The organism is Nocardioides sp. P86 (assembly GCF_023712465.1).
In the GTDB taxonomy this organism is placed as follows: domain Bacteria; phylum Actinomycetota; class Actinomycetes; order Propionibacteriales; family Nocardioidaceae; genus Nocardioides; species Nocardioides kribbensis.
Window position 1 is genome coordinate 1,030,052 of the sequence record NZ_JAMAYE010000002.1, and the last position, 16,394, is coordinate 1,046,445.

At 75.9% G+C, this 16,394-nt stretch carries 15 protein-coding genes and 1 tRNA gene; 7 read left to right on the top strand and 9 right to left on the bottom strand.

Features of this window, described 5'->3' with window-relative positions; translation table 11 throughout:
* Positions 1-33 precede the first annotated feature (33 nt).
* Together M3673_RS12255 and M3673_RS12260 are read left to right on the top strand one after the other, a co-directional pair.
* Positions 34-951 carry a hypothetical protein gene (locus M3673_RS12255; RefSeq protein ID WP_193661338.1) on the top strand — a complete coding sequence of 306 codons (918 nt, stop codon included), beginning with the start codon at positions 34-36 and terminating at the stop codon, positions 949-951.
* Positions 948-2,273: a hypothetical protein gene (locus tag M3673_RS12260; RefSeq protein ID WP_251533996.1), complete on the top strand. Its 1,326-nt coding sequence runs from the start codon at positions 948-950 to the stop codon at positions 2,271-2,273. Before M3673_RS12255 ends, M3673_RS12260 begins: the two co-directional genes overlap by 4 nt.
* Here the strand turns inward: M3673_RS12260 and M3673_RS12265 are convergent.
* The 4 genes from M3673_RS12265 to M3673_RS12280 all read right to left on the bottom strand — a co-directional run bounded on the left by M3673_RS12265 (position 2,270) and on the right by M3673_RS12280 (position 6,459).
* The gene (locus M3673_RS12265) at positions 2,270-3,580 is read right to left on the bottom strand and encodes a reverse transcriptase family protein (RefSeq protein WP_251533998.1); all 1,311 of its coding nucleotides are present in this window, start codon (positions 3,578-3,580) and stop codon (positions 2,270-2,272) included. The two genes, M3673_RS12260 and M3673_RS12265, sit on opposite strands and share 4 nt — an antisense overlap.
* A 241-nt stretch (positions 3,581-3,821) precedes the next feature.
* On the bottom strand, positions 3,822-4,793 hold the full coding sequence (locus tag M3673_RS12270; protein WP_056863781.1) for a ribose-phosphate diphosphokinase: 972 nt from the start codon (positions 4,791-4,793) through the stop codon (positions 3,822-3,824).
* 137 nt (positions 4,794-4,930) lie between these two features.
* Complete coding sequence (gene glmU, locus M3673_RS12275) at positions 4,931-6,379, bottom strand: bifunctional UDP-N-acetylglucosamine diphosphorylase/glucosamine-1-phosphate N-acetyltransferase GlmU (RefSeq protein ID WP_193661341.1); 1,449 nt, start codon at positions 6,377-6,379, stop codon at positions 4,931-4,933.
* 1 nt (position 6,380) lies between these two features.
* Positions 6,381-6,459, bottom strand: a tRNA-Gln gene (locus M3673_RS12280).
* A 67-nt stretch (positions 6,460-6,526) separates the two neighbouring features.
* On the opposite strand from M3673_RS12280, the gene M3673_RS12285 reads away from it, so the two are divergent.
* Both M3673_RS12285 and M3673_RS12290 read left to right on the top strand, forming a co-directional pair.
* Positions 6,527-7,618, top strand: a complete 1,092-nt coding sequence (locus M3673_RS12285; RefSeq protein ID WP_251534005.1) for an ATP-dependent DNA ligase — start codon at positions 6,527-6,529, stop codon at positions 7,616-7,618.
* Between the two features lie 23 nt (positions 7,619-7,641).
* Entirely contained in the window at positions 7,642-8,220 is a 579-nt protein-coding gene (locus M3673_RS12290) for a hypothetical protein (RefSeq protein WP_251534006.1), read from the top strand.
* A 325-nt stretch (positions 8,221-8,545) separates the two neighbouring features.
* On the opposite strand, the gene M3673_RS12295 is transcribed toward M3673_RS12290, so the two are convergent.
* On the bottom strand, positions 8,546-9,634 hold the full coding sequence (locus M3673_RS12295; RefSeq protein ID WP_251534008.1) for an exo-alpha-sialidase: 1,089 nt from the start codon (positions 9,632-9,634) through the stop codon (positions 8,546-8,548).
* 44 nt (positions 9,635-9,678) lie between these two features.
* Here M3673_RS12295 and M3673_RS12300 point away from each other — a divergent pair, with 44 nt between their 5' ends.
* The 3 genes from M3673_RS12300 (at position 9,679) to M3673_RS12310 (ending at position 11,867) form a co-directional block, all read left to right on the top strand.
* Positions 9,679-10,557: a DMT family transporter gene (locus M3673_RS12300; RefSeq protein ID WP_251534015.1), complete on the top strand. Its 879-nt coding sequence runs from the start codon at positions 9,679-9,681 to the stop codon at positions 10,555-10,557.
* A gap of 131 nt (positions 10,558-10,688) precedes the next feature.
* Positions 10,689-10,895: a hypothetical protein gene (locus M3673_RS12305; protein WP_193661345.1), complete on the top strand. Its 207-nt coding sequence runs from the start codon at positions 10,689-10,691 to the stop codon at positions 10,893-10,895.
* Positions 10,896-10,949: 54 nt separating this feature from the next.
* Positions 10,950-11,867 carry an alpha/beta fold hydrolase gene (locus M3673_RS12310; RefSeq protein ID WP_193661346.1) on the top strand — a complete coding sequence of 306 codons (918 nt, stop codon included), beginning with the start codon at positions 10,950-10,952 and terminating at the stop codon, positions 11,865-11,867.
* Here the strand turns inward: M3673_RS12310 and M3673_RS12315 are convergent.
* Genes M3673_RS12315 through M3673_RS12330 form a run of 4 tightly spaced genes read right to left on the bottom strand, consistent with a single transcriptional unit; the run spans position 11,857 to position 16,392 of the window.
* Entirely contained in the window at positions 11,857-12,699 is an 843-nt protein-coding gene (locus tag M3673_RS12315) for an ECF transporter S component (protein WP_251534017.1), read from the bottom strand. The genes M3673_RS12310 and M3673_RS12315 overlap by 11 nt on opposite strands.
* Entirely contained in the window at positions 12,696-14,315 is a 1,620-nt protein-coding gene (locus tag M3673_RS12320; protein WP_251534023.1) for an ABC transporter ATP-binding protein, read from the bottom strand. Before M3673_RS12320 ends, M3673_RS12315 begins: the two co-directional genes overlap by 4 nt.
* Positions 14,312-15,409 (bottom strand): energy-coupling factor transporter transmembrane component T, encoded by a 1,098-nt coding sequence (locus M3673_RS12325; RefSeq protein WP_251534025.1) that lies wholly within the window; start codon positions 15,407-15,409, stop codon positions 14,312-14,314. The genes M3673_RS12320 and M3673_RS12325 overlap by 4 nt, the downstream gene beginning before the upstream one ends.
* Positions 15,406-16,392 (bottom strand): hypothetical protein, encoded by a 987-nt coding sequence (locus M3673_RS12330; protein ID WP_251534027.1) that lies wholly within the window; start codon positions 16,390-16,392, stop codon positions 15,406-15,408. The genes M3673_RS12325 and M3673_RS12330 overlap by 4 nt, the downstream gene beginning before the upstream one ends.
* Positions 16,393-16,394 lie beyond the last annotated feature (2 nt).

Consider the following 16,394-nt stretch of genomic DNA (forward strand, 5'->3'; position numbering starts at 1 on the left):
TGTCCCGATGATCGAGGCGACGGGGCGGGGCGCATGAGCGAGCAGGTCAAGGCCCTGGTGGCCGAGGTGCAGGGACACCTGGAGACCCTCAGCGCCGACCCCGGGCGCGACGAGGCGCTCTACGACGACCTGCGTGCCCGGCTCAACGACGTGCCCTCCGAGGAGCGCACCAGCGCGTGGCGGCGCACCAGCGTGCTGCTCGACCTCGCCTTCCGCAAGCGCGCCAAGCGCGCCCACGCCCAGCTGTCGATCATCCGGGAGAACCACCGCAAGGCCGACACCCTCGACCGCTTCGACGCCTTCTGGGCCCGCTGCGTCGCGCTGCTCGACGGCTGGACCCTCGGCGGCCACGGCTACCGCCGCGCCCTGCGCGACCAGGGACCGGCGGTGTGGGCCGACGTGGCCGAGCTGACCGCGCTGCTCGACGCCGCCGGGCACCGGGCCTTCGCCAACTCCGGCACGCTGCTCGGGCTGGTGCGCGAGGGCGACGTCATCGCCGACGACGACGACGCCGACCTCGGCGTGCTGCTGCCCGGCGACACCCTCGCCGAGGTCGTCGCGGCCTGGGCCGACCTGCGCGCGCGGCTGGCCGCCGACGGCGTCACCGACGCCGACTTCGAGCAGCGCAACGCCCTGCACTCCAAGGTCATCGGGGCCCGCGGCACCCGCATCGACCTCTTCCCGGCCTGGGTGCTCGAGGACCGCGCCTGGGTCTGGCCCCACACCGCGGGCGACGTGCCGGCGGCCGCCCTGCTGCCCCTGGCCTCCCGCGAGACCTCCGCGGGCACCGTGCCGGTGCCCGCCGAGCCCGAGCCCTTCCTCGAGAGCAACTACGGCGCGGCGTGGCGCCGGCCCGACCCCACCTGGGAGTTCGACTGGGCCCGGGCGCGCACCCGCTTCCCCGACTTCGTGGCCGCCCACCCGGAGTTCGCCGAGGACGTCACGGAGTGAGCACCGGGCGGGTGCTGTGGCTGCACTGCGGGGCGTTCAAGACCGGCTCCTCGCGCATCCAGACCCACGCCTGGGAGCAGCGCGACGCCCTGCTCGACGCCGGCTGGCTCTACCCGCGCGCAGGGCTCTCGCTCGACGAGCCCGAGGTGGGGGTGCGTCACACGCCGCTGGTCTACCGCTGGCGCGACCGCCCCGCCTGGGAGGCCCTGGTCGACGACCTGGTCGCGGAGGTCGTGGCCTCCCCCGCCCCCCGCGTGCTGCTGTCGTCGGAGGCCTGGAGCCGCCCGGGGGCCGAGGACTCCCTCACCGCGCTGCTCACCCGGCTCCGCGACGCCGGCGCCGTGCAGGAGGTCCGCGCGGTGGTCTACCTGCGCAACCGGCTCTCCTACGCCCGCAGCCTGCACCGCGAGCTGGTGCGCCGCCGCGCCCACGTGCGCGACCTCGACCACTTCGTGGCCGGCGAGCAGCGGCTGCTCGACCCCGTCGCCGCGCTGCGCGCCCTGCACGCCGCGCTGGACGCGGTCGGCGGCAGCCTCGAGGTGCGCTCCTACGAGCAGGCGCCCGACACCGCCGCCGACCTCTTCGCCCACCTCGGGCTGCCCTTCGACCCCGGCCCCCACGCGCGCACCAACACCGGGCTCGACGCCTGCGAGACCGAGGCGCTGCGCCAGCTCACCCAGGTCGCCCCCGAGACCCGGTCGGCCTGGCCCGGGCTGGAGGCCGTGCTCGACGCGGCGGTCGTGCCGGTGGCGCTGGAGCGCGCCGCCTGGAGCGAGCGGGTCTCCCCCGGCCGGCTCGACCTCGCCCCCGACGAGCGCGAGGAGCTGGCCCGCCTCACCGGCTGGGACGACACGCGGCTCGACCTGCTGCTGCGCACCGGGGAGCCCGGCCACCGCGACGTCACCGCCCTCGCCGGCCTGCTGCGCGGGCTCGTGGCCGACCACGTCGCCGCCACCCACGAGGAGGTCGTCGACACCGTCGTGCGCCCGAGCCCCGCCGTGAGCGTCCTCGAGCTCGACGCCGGTGACCTGCTCGCCCCCGAGGTCCGCGTCAGCGGGCTGCTGCTGCTCGCCGCGGGCGTGCCCTCCGACGGCACGCGGCTGCTGGTCGTCTCCGACGAGGGTGAGCAGGAGGCCGACACCGGGCGGGCCTCGGCCGGCTTCGGGCGCCGCCACCCCGACCGCCCCGAGGCCGGCGCGGCGCGCTTCGCCGTACGCCGGGTGCGCTGGGGCTCCGGGCGGCGCCTGTCGCTGGTGCTCGCGCTGGCCTCGGGCGAGCGCCACGAGCTGGCCGAGCTGCGCCGTCGCTGGCAGCCGCGCTAGCGGGTCCAGTCGATCGCGCCGTGCTCGGCCAGCAGCCGGGCGCCGCGCGCGGGGTCGTGCTGGGCCACCCAGGCGATCCGGCCCCGCAGGTGCTCGGCGAAGGCCGGCACCTGGTCGCGGTTCTGCGTGCTGGGTCCGTGGCGGCGGCAGTTGTGCAGGATCGCGCGGAGCAGGTCGACCTCGTGGCGGGCCACGCGCGGGCGGTCGTTGACGACCAGCCCGGCCAGGCTCTGGCGCCCTGCCCGCGGCATGACCGCCGTCTTGCGCGGGTTGAGCCGGAAGCCCTCGTCGCGCACGACCTCCTCGACGGCGTCGAGGAGGCGGCTGGTGCCACGGCCCCAGCCGGCGTCGCCCGAGAAGGCCAGGTCGTCGGCGTAGCGGGTGTAGCGACCGCCCCACGCGGCGGCCAGGGCCGTGAGCCGTACGTCGAGCCCGAAGGCCGCGAGGTTGGCGGTGGCCGGCGACGTGGGGGCGCCCTGCGGCAGGTGGGGTGCGGCGAGGCGGCGACCGAGGCGCCAGTGGGCGTCGAGCAGGCCGGGGTCGGCGGGGCGCGGGACCCCGCGCCAGGCGGCCAGCGGCAGCACCGCGGTCGTCAGCCCGGCCAGCGCGTGGGCGACCGACTCGGGGTAGCCCGCGGTGCGCCAGATCCCGTGCACGCGGCCGACGGTGACGCTGGCGAAGAACGACTCGAGGTCGAGGCGGAGCACCACGGGTCGACCGGCGTGGGGCGCGGCGTGGGAGCCCACCGAGCCGCCGGCGCGGAAGCCCCGGGCTGCGTCGTGGGGCGGCACGAGCCCGAGGGCCTCGTCGAGCAGGCGCCGCTGGAGGCGGCGCAGGCGGGGCTTGGGCGCCTCGAGCACCCGGATACCCCCGCTGGCCGCCACCCGGTGGGAGACCCGGTAGTGCTGCAGCGGTGCCTCGCCGGCGGTGCGCGCCCAGTGCTTGGGGTCGGCGAACCAGTCGAGCTCGCCGGCGTCGAGCTCGAGGAGGGCGGCCAGGTCGGCCAGGTCGTGCAGCACCGGCAGGCGCCAGCGGTTGGTGATCATCCGCGTCGGCGACACCGGCCGCGCCACGGGACGCGCCCGCCCGGCCCGGGCGGCCGCGGGACGGCTCGCCACCAGGGTCGCGAGCTCGCGGGGGCGGTCGAGCGGCGGGCGCGGGTGCAGGGCCACGACCTGGCGGGCCAGCGACGTGAGCCAGCGGGGGCGGCGCCCGAGCACGGCGGCGCCGCTGGCCACCAGCCCCTCGGTGCTCCACTCGCCGGCGAGGAACCCCGCGGCCAGCGCCCTCGCCAGGTCGGGTCTCACCGGCCCGACCCGGTGGCGGCGCTCGAGGCGCCGGGGTGCGGCAGCGTGGCTCGACCTGTCCCGTCGTGCGCGCGGGGTCCTGCAGCGGAGCGCAGCGACTCGCGCGCGGTGCCGTGCCCGGACGTGCCGGTGGTCCCCGGGGTAGCCCCGGGGAGGCGGGCCGGTGTCACGCACCGGTCCACCGTCTCGAGGTCACGCTGCCGCACGCCGCGACCCTAGCCGCGACGCCCCGGGGGCTGGCTCAGGCGTGCCCGTCGAACATCGAGGTGACCGAGCCGTCCTCGAAGACCTCGCGGATGGCGCGCGAGACCAGCGGGGCGATCGAGAGCACCGTGAGCTTGTCGAAGTGCCGGTCCTCGGGGATCGGCAGGGTGTTGGTGACGATGACCTCGGCGGCCGGGCTGTTCTTGAGCCGGTCGACGGCGGGGTCGGAGAGGATCGCGTGGGTCGCGGCGATGATGACGCCGGCGGCCCCGTCGGCCATGAGGGCCTCGGCGGCCTTCACGATGGTGCCGCCGGTGTCGATCATGTCGTCGGTGAGCACGCAGATCTTGCCGGCGACCTCGCCGACGACGCGGTTGGCGACGACCTCGTTGGCCACGTCGGTGCGGCGGGTCTTGTGGATGAAGGCCAGCGGGGCCCCGCCCAGCTTGGCCGACCAGCGCTCGGCGACCTTGATCCGCCCGGCGTCGGGCGAGACGACGCACAGCTGCTGGTCGCCGTACTTCTCCATCACGTAGTCGGTGAGGATCGGCAGCGCCATGAGGTGGTCGACGGGGCCGTCGAAGTAGCCCTGGATCTGGTCGGCGTGCAGGTCGACGGCGATCAGCCGGTCGGCGCCGGCGGTCTTGAAGAGGTCGGCCATCAGGCGTGCCGAGATCGGCTCGCGGCCGCGGTGCTTCTTGTCCTGGCGGGCGTAGCCGTAGAACGGCATGACCACGGTGATCCGCTTGGCCGAGGCGCGCTTGAGCGCGTCGACCATGATCAGGTGCTCCATGATCCACTCGTTGATCGGCGCGGTGTGGCTCTGCAGCACGAACGCGTCGCAGCCGCGCACCGACTCCTCGTAGCGGACGTAGATCTCCGAGTTGGCGAACTCGTAGGCCGAGGTCGGCACGAGGTCGGTGCCGAGGATCTCGGCCACCTCCGCCGCGAGCTCGGGGTGGGCCCGCCCACTGAAGACCATCAGGTTCTTCTCGGTGGTCTTCTTCATTCCGGTCACGGCGCTGCCTTCGTCTCGCGGGAAGGGGGACGACGAGCAGTCTGGCCCAGACCGGCCCCGCTCCCCAACCCCGGGTCCACCGCGGTCCTCGCGCGTGTGCGACACCTCTCGTTCACCCGGGCGACGCCTCAGGGCTCCTCGGGCCGCGCCGCCTCCGCGGCCTCGGCCTGAGCGGTCCCGGCGCGGCGCTGCCGGGCCCAGCCCTCGATCACGCGCAGCGGCCCGGCGCTGACCGCGAGGGCGCCGGCGGGCACGTCGCCGCGCACGACGGTGCCGCCGCCGGTGGCGGCGCCGTCGCCGATGCTCACGGGCGCGACGAAGGTGTTGTTGGAGCCCGTGCGGGCGTGGCGACCCACGGTGGTGCGGTGCTTGGCCACGCCGTCGTAGTTGGCGAAGATCGTGCCGGCGCCGATGTTGGTGCCCTCGCCGATCTCGGCGTCGCCGACGTAGGACAGGTGGGGCACCTTGGCGCCGTCGCCGAGCACGGCGTTCTTGGTCTCCACGAAGGCCCCCACCTTGGCCTCGACGCCGAGCCGGCTGCCGGGGCGCAGGTAGGAGAACGGGCCGACCGTGGCGCCGGCCCCGACGACGGCCAGCTCGCCGTGGGTGCGCACGACCCGGGCGCCGGTGCCGACCTCGCAGTCCTTGAGCGTGGTGTCGGGGCCCACCACGGCGTCCTCGGCGACGACCGTGGCGCCGAGCAGCTGGGTGCCCGGCAGGATGGTCACGTCGGGCTCGAGCACCACGTCGGCGTCGATCCACGTGGTCTCGGGGTCCATGACGGTGACGCCCTCGCGCATCCAGCGCTCCACGATGCGCCGGTTCAGCTCGCGGCCCAGGGCGGCCAGCTGCACGCGGTCGTTGGCGCCCTCGGTCTGGCGCACGTCGTCGATGGCGTAGGCACCGACCATCATCCCGCCGTCGCGGGCGATCTGGACCAGGTCGGTGAGGTAGTACTCCCCCTTGGCGTTGTCGTTGCGCAGCCGGGGCAGGGCCTCGACGAGGAAGTCGCCGTCGAAGGCCATGATGCCGGAGTTGATCTCGCCGATCTCGCGCTGCTCCGGGGTGGCGTCCTTCTCCTCGACCACCGCGACCACGTCGCCGAGCGCGTCGCGCACGACGCGGCCGTAGCCGAACGGGTCGGGCACCAGGCCCGAGAGGATGCTCACCGCGCGCTGGGCGGCCTCGTGGTCGGCGGCGAAGCGCCGCAGCGACTCCCCGCTCAGCAGCGGGGTGTCGCCGTAGGCGACCAGCACCGTGCCCTGCGGGCGCGCCTGCGCCGCGACCAGGGCGTCGACCGCGACCCGCACGGCGTGGCCCGTGCCGTGCTGCTCCTCCTGCACCGCCAGCACGGCGGAGGGGTGGATCGAGGTGATGTGGGGCCCGACCTGCTCGCGCTGGTGGCCCACCACCGCCACGACCTGGCGCGGCTCGAGCGCGCCCACCGCGGCCAGGACGTGACCGATCATCGAGCGACCCCCGATGGGGTGCAGGACCTTCATGGTCTTCGACCGCATCCGGGTGCCGCCGCCTGCGGCGAGGACGATGACGGTGACGTCGTTCAACGGTGCCTCCATGCTCCCCGGGTAGGAGTCGAACCTACGTCGCTAGTCCTGATTCAAAGTCAGGCGGGCCCTGCCGGCAGACCAACCGGGGATAGGTGCCACAGGGTAGGGCCCCCGCCGAGGAGCGTCACAACCTGCCGGTCTCGCTACGGTGGCCCGGTGGACCTGCCCGTGATGCCGCCCGTGCGGCCGATGCTCGCCAAGGCCGTCACCGGTGTGCCCGACCCCGCCTCCCACGGCGGGCTCTCCTTCGAGCCCAAGTGGGACGGCTTCCGCTGCCTGGTCTTCCGCGACGGCGACGAGGTCGAGCTGACCTCGCGCAACACCAAGCCCCTCACCCGCTACTTCCCCGAGGTGGTCGCCGCGGCGCGCGAGCAGCTCCCGCCGCGCTGCGTGCTCGACGGCGAGCTCTTCGTCGCCTCCGGGGGCCGGCTGCAGTTCGAGGTGCTCCAGGAGCGCATCCACCCCGCCGCCTCCCGCGTCGAGCTGCTCTCGACCACCACCCCGGCCTCCTTCGTCGCCTTCGACCTCCTCGCCCTGGACGAGGACTCCTACGTCGACCGCCCCTTCCGCGAGCGCCGCGCGGCGCTCGAGCAGGCCCTCGCCGGCCTCGTCGGCGGCGGCGGGCCCTGCCACCTGACCCGCACCACCACCGACCGCGCCGAGGCCGAAGGCTGGTTCGAGCGGTTCGAAGGCGCGGGCCTCGACGGCGTGGTGGCCAAGCCGCTCGGCGCGGCGTACGTCGAGAACGGGCGCACCATGCTGAAGGTCAAGCACGTGCGCACCGCCGACGTGGTGGTGGCGGGCTACCGCGAGCACAAGACCTCCACCCCCGAGGCGCCGCTGCTGGGCAGCCTGCTGCTGGGCCTGTGGCACGAGGGCCGCCTCCAGCACGTCGGGGTCAGCGCCAGCTTCACCGCGGCGCGCCGCGCCGCGCTGGTCGAGGAGCTCCGACCGCTCGTGTGCCCCGTCGAGGAGCACCCGTGGGGCGAGTGGCAGGAGTGGGCGGTCGCCAACCCCGACCGGGTGCCCGGCACCCAGAGCCGCTGGAGCGCCGGCAAGGACCTGTCCTTCACCCCGCTGCGCCCCGAGCGGGTGCTGGAGGTCAAGTACGACCACATGGAGGGCAGCCGCTTCCGCCACACCGCCCACTTCCTGCGCTGGCGCCCCGACCGCGACCCGGCCTCCTGCGGCTACGACCAGCTCGAGGAGCCGGTCGGCTACGACCTCGACAGCGTGCTCCAGGGCTGAGCGGGGACCACTAGAGTCGCAGGATGACGCAGACCCCGGGCGGCGCACCCGCCGACGAGACCGTCCACCCCGACTACGACGTCGTGCTGCTCGTCGAGCAGGCGCTCAGCGCCGCCGACGCCGCCCAGGTCAGGTCGCTGCACGAGGCCCTCGAGGAGCCGGTGGTCTACCACGTGCTGCTCCCCGTCGACGACGCCCCGGCCCGGGTGCAGGCGGCCATGGGCTCCCTCGGCGGCGCCGAGCCGCTCGCCTCGCCCGCCGTGGTCCTCGACGAGGACGACCTCGAGGTCGTCGAGCAGGAGGCGCTGAGCCGCAGCGAGCGCGAGCTCGCCGACACCCTGGCCCACCTGCGGGCCTCCGGGGTCACCGTGCACGGCGAGCTGGTCACCGCTCCCCCGGTCGACGCGCTGGCCGCCAAGGTCGCGGCCGTCGACGGCCGCGAAGCGATCATCCTCACCAGCTCCCACGCCGTCGCGGAGTTCTTCCACGTCGACTGGTCCTCCCAGGCCCGCCGCAAGCTGGGGGTGCCGGTGCTGCACCTGCTCGAGCACGAGACCTTCGACGAGCAGGCCGGCGGCGGCGAGGGCGCCACCCTCATCTGAGCCACCCCTCCCCCGCCCGGCCCCCGATTTTGTTGCCGAACTGTGGATTTCGCTTGGACGTCCTGTTCGCCCGCCGGCCCTAGTGTTCTTCTTGTCGGAGCGGTCCGGGGGGACCGGCACCGACAACCACGATCCGAAGCGACGCAGCACCGCGATTCTGGGGGGAACGCGGTCACGACGCCGAGGTGAACAGGTCCGGGACTCCGGGGGGAGTCCGACAGGTCGCCGGGGGGCGACCAGGACCAAGATCAGAAGACCCGCTCGGCCACCGGCCGAGCGGGTCTCTGTCTTTCCTGGGGCGTGTCCGTTCCCGAGGCCTGTCCTGTCAGGGGAGCACCGCGGCCCGGACCACCATCACGTCGGGCAGGTCGCTGACCACCGGGCGCCACGTCTCGCCGCAGTCGAGCGACCCGAAGACGGTGCCGTTGCGTGCGCCGACGTAGAGCCCGGCGCGCTCGTGGGTGTCGGTGCACATCGCGTCGCGCATCACCGCGACCCAGAAGGGCGCGGGCAGGCCCTCGCCGTGACCGGTCCAGGTCTCCCCCGCGTCGCGCGAGCGCCACACCAGCGCGCGGCCCTGCGGCGGGAAGCGGCCGTCGCCGCCGCCGAGGGGGAAGACGAAGAGCGTGTCGGGGTCGTGGGGGTGCACGACCACGGGGAAGCCGAAGTCGGAGGGCAGCCCGTCGGCGATCGGGGTCCACCGGGCGCCCTCGTCGTCGGAGCGGTAGACCCCGCCGTGGTTCTGCAGGTAGAGCCGCTCGGGCCGCGCCGGGTGGCGAGCCACCTTGTGGACGCACTGGCCGAACTCGGGGTACTGCTCGCCCTCGGGCAGGAACTCCGCGCGCAGCCCCTGGTTGGCCGGCTCCCAGGTGGCACCGCCGTCGCGGGTGCGGTAGACCCCGCCGGTCGAGATCGCGGCGACCAGGGAGTCGGGGTCCTCGGGGTGCGGGAGCAGGGTGTGGAAGGCCTGGCCGCCGAAGCCGGCGCGCCACCGCTCGCGGTGGGGGTGGTCCCACAGCCCCTCGACGAGCGCGAAGGTCTCGCCGCCGTCGTGCGAGCGCCACACCGCCCCCGGCTCCGTGCCGGCCCAGACCACGCCGGGTGCGCTGCCCGCCACCAGCTGCCAGACCCGCTCCACCGCGGCCTCGCGCCGCTCCTCGAACCGCACGCCGCCGTCGGGAGCGGCCTGCCAGGTGGCCCCCAGGTCGTCGGAGCGGATCACGCGCGGGCCCAGCCACATCGAGGAGGCGCCGGCGAGCAGCCGCACCCGGCCCTCGCGGGTGTCGACCAGGCAGGAGTAGACCTCGTCGGTCTCGACGTGCGGCCCCGTGAAGCGCCACTCCTCGCGCTCGGCGTCGGAGCGGCCGATCCACAGCCCCTTGCGCGTGCCCACCATCAGGACGGTCTCGGACATGCTCGGATTCCTCTCGTCGACGGGTCGGTCACTACCGTGACCCGGTGAGCGGGCGGAAGTCATCGGTGCGGCGCGTGGCGACCTCGCCCGTGCTGCTCGTCCTGGTGGGCATCGCCTCGGTGCAGCTGGGCGCAGGGGTGGCCAAGAGCCTATTCGACGAGGTCTCCCCCACCACGCTGGTGTGGCTGCGCCTGGCCTCGAGCCTGCTGATCTTCGCCGCCGTCGTGCGCCCGCGCCTGCGCGGCCACAGCCGCGGCGACTGGCTGGTGGTGCTCGGCTTCGGCCTCGCGCTCGGCACCATGAACTGGGCGATCTACCAGTCCTTCGCGCGCATCCCGCTCGGGATCGCGGTCACCATCGAGTTCGTCGGGCCGCTCAGCCTCGCGCTGCTCGGCTCGCGGCGGGTGCGCGACCTGGCGTGGGTGGGCCTCGCCGCCGCCGGCGTGGCGCTGCTCGGCCTCGACACCGACGGCGTCACCTGGGCGGGCGCCGGGTTCGCGCTGCTGGCCGGCGCCGCGTGGGCGGCGTACATCCTGCTGAGCGCGCAGACCGGACGGCGCTGGGAGGGCGTCGACGGGCTGGTGGTGGCCAGCCTGGTCGCGACGCTCCTGCTGACGCCGTACGTCGTGGGACCGGGGCGCGGCGACCTCGACAGCGCCTGGGTTCTCGCCGTGGGCGCCGCCGTGGGGCTGCTCAGCTCGGTGGTGCCCTACAGCTGCGAGCTCGTGGCGCTGCGCACGCTGCGCCCGGCCGTCTTCGGGATCCTGATGAGCCTGGAGCCGGCCGCGGCGGCGCTCGCCGGCATCGTCGTGCTCGGCGAGCTGCTGAGCGCGCCGCAGTGGCTGGCCATGGCGTGCGTGGTCGTGGCCAGCATCGGCGCCACCCGCAGCGGGCGCCCGCTGCCGGCGCCCGCGCCCGACTGAGGCCTGACACCGTGTCGCGGGCACGGTTCATTCCCCCGACACACGGCCTTGACGTGGCCGTCGCGAGCCCGCACTACCGTCGGACCCATCGCCCCGGACTCGTCAGCAGGACTCGTCGACAGGAGCCGCCCATGCGCACCCGGATCCCCCACCAGGTCCTCCAGCCGCTCGCCCGCGCCCGCCGCTGGCCGGTCGAGGCCCAGCAGCGGGCCTGCCGCAACGCCATGGTCGCGAGCACCGCCCTGGCCCGCACCCGCGCCGAGCGCGACGACGTCGAGGAGTTCCTCGCCGCCCGTGCCCGGGCCGCCGAGGCCGGTCCCGGCGCCCGCCACGCCTGACCGCGCGTCGCACGTCACGCCCCGCACCGCGCGATCCTGCGGCATGATCGGGTCATGCCGATCTCCCGCGCCCGCACCGGGACCGCCTCCTCGCTGAGCTTCCACGAGGTCCTCTCCGACGACGGGACGCGCCTGCGGGCGTGGACCAACGACGCCGAGGGCGCCTTCCCGGGGCCCACCGTGCTGCTGTGCAACGGCCTGGGCACCAACCCCTGGTCGTGGCCGGCGCTGCTCGAGCCCGACTGCGGTGTGCGGGTCATCTCGTGGAACCACCGCGGCACCGGTGGCTCGGCCCGCCCCGTCGACACCGACCGCGTCGGCATCGAGGAGTTCGTCGAGGACGGGCTGTCGGTGATGGACCACTTCGGCGTGGACCGCGCGGTGCTCATGGGGTGGTCGATGGGCGTCAACACGATGTACGAGCTGGCCTTCCGTCACCCCGAGCGGGTCGCGGGGCTCTTCGCCGTCGCGGGCGTGCCCGGCGACACCTTCGCCACCATGCTCGGCCCGCTGCACCTGCCCCACCCGCTGGCGCGCCTGCTCACCGTCAACGTCTCGCGCGCGATGCGCCTGGCCGGCCCGCTGCTGACCCCGATCTCGACGCGGCTGCCGATCGGCGAGAAGGCCGTGGCGCTGCTCAGCCACAGCGGCTTCATGCTGCCGGTGCACGACCTCGAGGCGACCGCGCTCACGGTGAAGGAGTTCCTCACCACCCCGCTGGGCTGGTACTTCCACCTCGCCCTGCGCACCTCCGAGCACGGGCGGGTCTCGCTGCGCAACATCCGCGTGCCCGCCGCCTTCGTCGCCGGCACCTGGGACGTGCTGGCCGGTGCCCGCGACATGGCCAGCGCCGCCGCCCGCATCCCCGGAGCCACCTACACCGAGATCGCCGGCAGCCACTTCCTGCCCCTCGAGCACCCCGACCGGGTCCACACGCTGCTGCGGGAGTTCCTGTCCCGCGTCAGCGGCTGACCCGGCCGGTCACGAGGCTGCGCCGCGCGGCGCGGCGCAGCGTGGTCAGCACGGCGGGGCCCAGCACCAGCACGGCGACGACGTTGGTCACCGCCCGCACGGTGTCCCACCCGGCCGTGGAGGTGAGCAGCGTGTAGACCGCGAAGGTGTGCAGGTTCTCCAGCACCGGTGCGCCCGGCTCGAAGGCGAGCTGGAGCTCCTGACCCGGCACGTAGACGCCGGTGAGGAAGGGCCAGCTGGAGAGGTTCATCAGCAGCCCGTAGACGTACGCCGCGACCGCGGCGTAGACCGCCAGCAGCACGAGCTCGCCGCGGCCCGTCACCCGTCGTGGCAGCAGCCCCGCGCCCATGCCCACCCAGGCCGAGCAGATCATCTGGAAGGGCAGCCACGGCCCGACGCCCGCGGTGAGCAGCGCGGAGGCGAAGAGCGAGGTGCAGCCGAGCACGAAGCCGAAGCCCGGCCCGAAGACCCGCCCGGCCAGGATGATGAGGAAGAAGACCAGCTCCACGCCGCCGGTGCCCGGGGAGACGCCCCGCACCACGGCCACCACCGCGCTGAGCACGCCGAGCACCGCCAGCACCCGGGGGTCGAGTCCGCCCTCGCTGACCTCGGCGAGCACCACCGCCACCACCACCGGCAGCAGCACCAGGAAGACGAACGGCGGGTCGACCCGCTCCCCCGCGGGGGCGTCGAGCAGCAGCGGCCACAGCAGCATGAGCAGCCCGGCGACGCCGGCCACGACCAGCACCGCCGCCGTGCGCCGCGAGACCGGCACCGCGGCGGGCCGCGCCGGCTGCGGGGCGCGCACCCGCGGGGTCGTCGAGGAGCTCACGCCGTCACCGGCTCGCCGGGGCCGGCGGCCAGCGCGGCGACGACCTCGTCGACGCGCAGCCACGGCGCGCCGAGCACCTTGGTGACCTGCGGGGCGAAGGCGGGCGACTCGGCCACGACCCGGCGCACGGGGCCGGCCGAGACGACCTCGCCCTCGGCCAGGACCACCACGTCGTCGGCGGCCTGGGCCACGAACTCGACGTCGTGGGTGGCCACGAGCACGGCCTGACCGCCCGCGGCGAGGTCGCGCAGCACCCGGGCGAGCACGTGCTTGGCGGCGTAGTCGAGACCGCGGGTGGGCTCGTCGAGCAGCACGACGCGGGGCCGGGCCACCAGCACCACGGCGAGCGCGAGCGCGAGGCGCTGGCCCTCGGAGAGGTCGCGCGGGTGGGAGTCGTCGGGGATGCCGGGCACGAGGCGGTCGAGCAGCGCGCGGCAGTCGCCCGGGGCGCCGTCGACGTCGGCGGCCGCGCACTCCTCGGCCACGGTCTCGAGGTAGAGCAGGTCGGCGGCGGTCTGGGGCAGCATCGCGACGTGCCCGCGGCGCCGGTCGGCCGGCAGCCGGCCGGTGTCGACGCCGTCGACCTCCAGGTCGCCGCCGCGGCGGGCGCGGCTGCCCTGGAGGGTCCACAGCAGGGTCGACTTGCCGGCGCCGTTGCGCCCCATGAGGCCGACCACGCGTCCGCCGAGCAGGGTGAGGTCGACCTCGCGCAGGGCGACGGTCTGGCCGTGGGCCACGGTCACCCCGCGGGCCCGGGCGGCGCGCGCGGCGTCGGGGGCGACCGGGGCCGGCGCGGCCGGCGGCTCCGCGAGGCGCTCGCGCAGCGCCCGCACCCGCCGCCGGGCGTCGCGCACGCTCAGCGGGAGCGGGTCCCAGTCGGCGGCACGGCCGAGCTCCACGAGCGGGGGCGCGACGGGCGAGGTGGCGAGCAGCTCCGAGGGCTCCCCCACCCGCGCCCCGCCGTCGCCGGTCAGCAGCACCATCCGGTCGGCGAAGGGCACGACCCGCTCGAGGCGGTGCTCGGCCAGGAGCACCGAGACCCCCAGGTCGTGCACGAGGCGGGTGAGGGTGGCCAGCACCTCCTCGGCCGCCGTGGGGTCGAGGGCGGAGGTGGGCTCGTCGAGCACCAGCAGCCGCGGGTGCATCGTGAGCACCGCGCCGATGGCGACGCGCTGCTGCTGGCCGCCCGAGAGGGTGCGCAGGTCGCGCCCGCGCAGGTCGGCGATGCCGAGCAGGTCGAGGGTCTCCTCGACCCGGCGGCGCATGGTCTCGCCGGGCAGGCCGAGCTGCTCCATGCCGTAGGCCAGCTCCTCCTCGACGGTGTCGGTGACGAAGCCGGCGGCCGGGTCCTGCCCGACGTAGCCGATGGCGTGGGCGCGCTCGCGGGGCGGGTCGTGCACGATCGAGCGGCCCTCGAGCAGCACGTCGCCGGAGAGCACCCCGCCGGAGAAGCGCGGCACCAGACCCGTCACCACCCCGAGCAGGGTCGACTTGCCCGCGCCGGTCGGGCCCGAGACCAGCACCAGCTCGCCCTCCTCGACCTCCAGGTCGACGCCGTGGAGCACGGGCCGGGCGGCGCCGTCGTAGGCGAAGCCGATGTCGCGCAGCGCGATCACGCCGTCACCACCCCGGGGGCGGTGACCCGCGTCGGCGGGCTGGCCACGGCGCCCAGCAGCGCCACCCCGGCGCCGAGGAGCACCGCGAGGCTCACCGTCGGCACGGCGTCGAGGCGGGGCAGCGCCACCAGCGGCTGCTGGCGCGCGACCCACTGGCCGAGCACGGCCACGACCACGCCCGCGGCGACCACGAGCAGCTCGGGGGTGCGCCAGCGGTCGGGGCGGTAGCGCGAGCGCTCCACGCGCCGCCCGGCGCTGACCGTGCCGAGCACGGCCACCGCGACGCCGAGCAGCAGCATCGGCGTGGCCAGCCAGCGGGGCGCCTCCTGGTCGAGGCCGGCGTAGACGCCGACGCAGACCCCGCACAGGCCGGTGAGCATGAGGGCACCCGTGACCCGGCGACGCGCCGGCGAGGCGTCACCGGAGCGGCCGTAGCCGCGGGTGTCCATGCCGGCGGCCAGGGCCAGGGAGCGCTCGAGCGCGTCCTCCAGCACCGGCACCAGGAAGCGGCGCAGCGACCCCACCCGCCCGGCCGCGGGCGCCGCGCGCAGCGACTGCGCGGCGCGCACCCGCTGCACGCTGTCGGCCAGCTGCGGGAGCACCGAGACCGCGACCACGAGGGCCGTGCCGACCTCGTAGAGCGCCGGGGGCACCGAGCGCAGCAGCCGCTTGGGGTTGGCCAGGGAGTTGGCCGCGCCCACGCAGATGACGATCGTGGCCAGGCGCAGGCCCTCGTAGGCGCCGGCGAGCAGCGACTCCAGCGTCACCGGCCCGAGCAGCACGATGCCGGCCGCGGCCTCGGGCAGCGGCACCGCGGGCAGGTCGAGCAGCACCGTGCCGTTGGACCCGCCGCCGAAGACGACCCGGAACACCACGCGGATGACCACGATGGCGACGCCGAGCCACACGTAGAGGCGGAACGACGCCCCCCACGGCTGGTCGGAGCGGCGCAGGCCCACCGCCAGCGCCGCCACCCCCACGAGGAGCAGCAGGCTGAGCGGGTTGGTCGTGGCCGAGGCCGCCACGGCGAGACCGATCGCCCACAGCCACCAGGCCACGGGGTGGAGGTCGCGCGCGAGACGGCCGCGGCTCACGCCTGCGGCCCCCCGGCGGAGCGGCGGCGTACGACGAGCACGACACCGGCCACGGCCAGCAGCCCGGCCACGGCGCTCAGCCCCACCCACGCGGGCAGGCCGTCCGCGTCGGCGGCCGCCTCGGCGTCGTCGGCGGAGTCGGCGGCGGCGTCGGCCAGCACCTCGGCGCCCGAGGGCTCGGCCGAGCCGCTCGCCGAGGGGCTCGGCGACGCGGAGGCGTCGTCACGCTCGCCCCGCCCGCCGCGACCCTCGCGCCCGGCGCGGTCCTCGTCGCGGGCGCGCTCGTCGGGGCGCCGGTCGCCCGTGCGCCCGGAGCGGTCGGACCCGGCCGCGCCGGACGTCCCGGACGGGCCGTCGGGGTCGGCCGTGGCGCTCGGCGTCGGGGTGGCCGCGGGCGCGGAGGGCGCGGGGCCACCCGCGCCGCCTCCGGCCGAGCCGCCGCCGGAGCCCCCGGAGCCGCTCCCGCCGGAGCCGGCGCCGCCTCCGGAGCCGCCCGCGGGGCCGTCGTACCGGGCCGGGGCGACACCGGGCTGGTCGCTGCCGCTGCCGTCGACCCACGCGAAGGCGACCGAGCCGCCCTCGGGCACGGTGAGGCCGGAGACGCCGCGGGTCGCGTAGGTCCACGAGCCCGACGTGCCGTCGGAGACCCACAGCGACCAGTAGGCGGTGGCCGGCGGGGTGCGCTGGCAGGTCTGCTCGGCGGGCTTGCCCTGCACGGTGCAGACGAAGTCGCCCTGGCCCGCGACGTAGGCCAGGTCGACGCCGGCGGCCTCGAAGACCTCCTGGGCGGAGTCGCCCCCGCCCCCGGGCACGCAGAGCTGGGCGATGCCGCCGCCGAGCTCCTTGAAGTCGACGACGGCGCTGGCGCCCTCGCCGCCGGTGCACGACGCGGCCGAGGCCGGGGCCGGCACCAGCGCGGGGCCCGTCGCCACCGCCGTCAGGACGGCGGCGGCGACGGCGCGCAGGACGGTGTGGGCGCGCACGG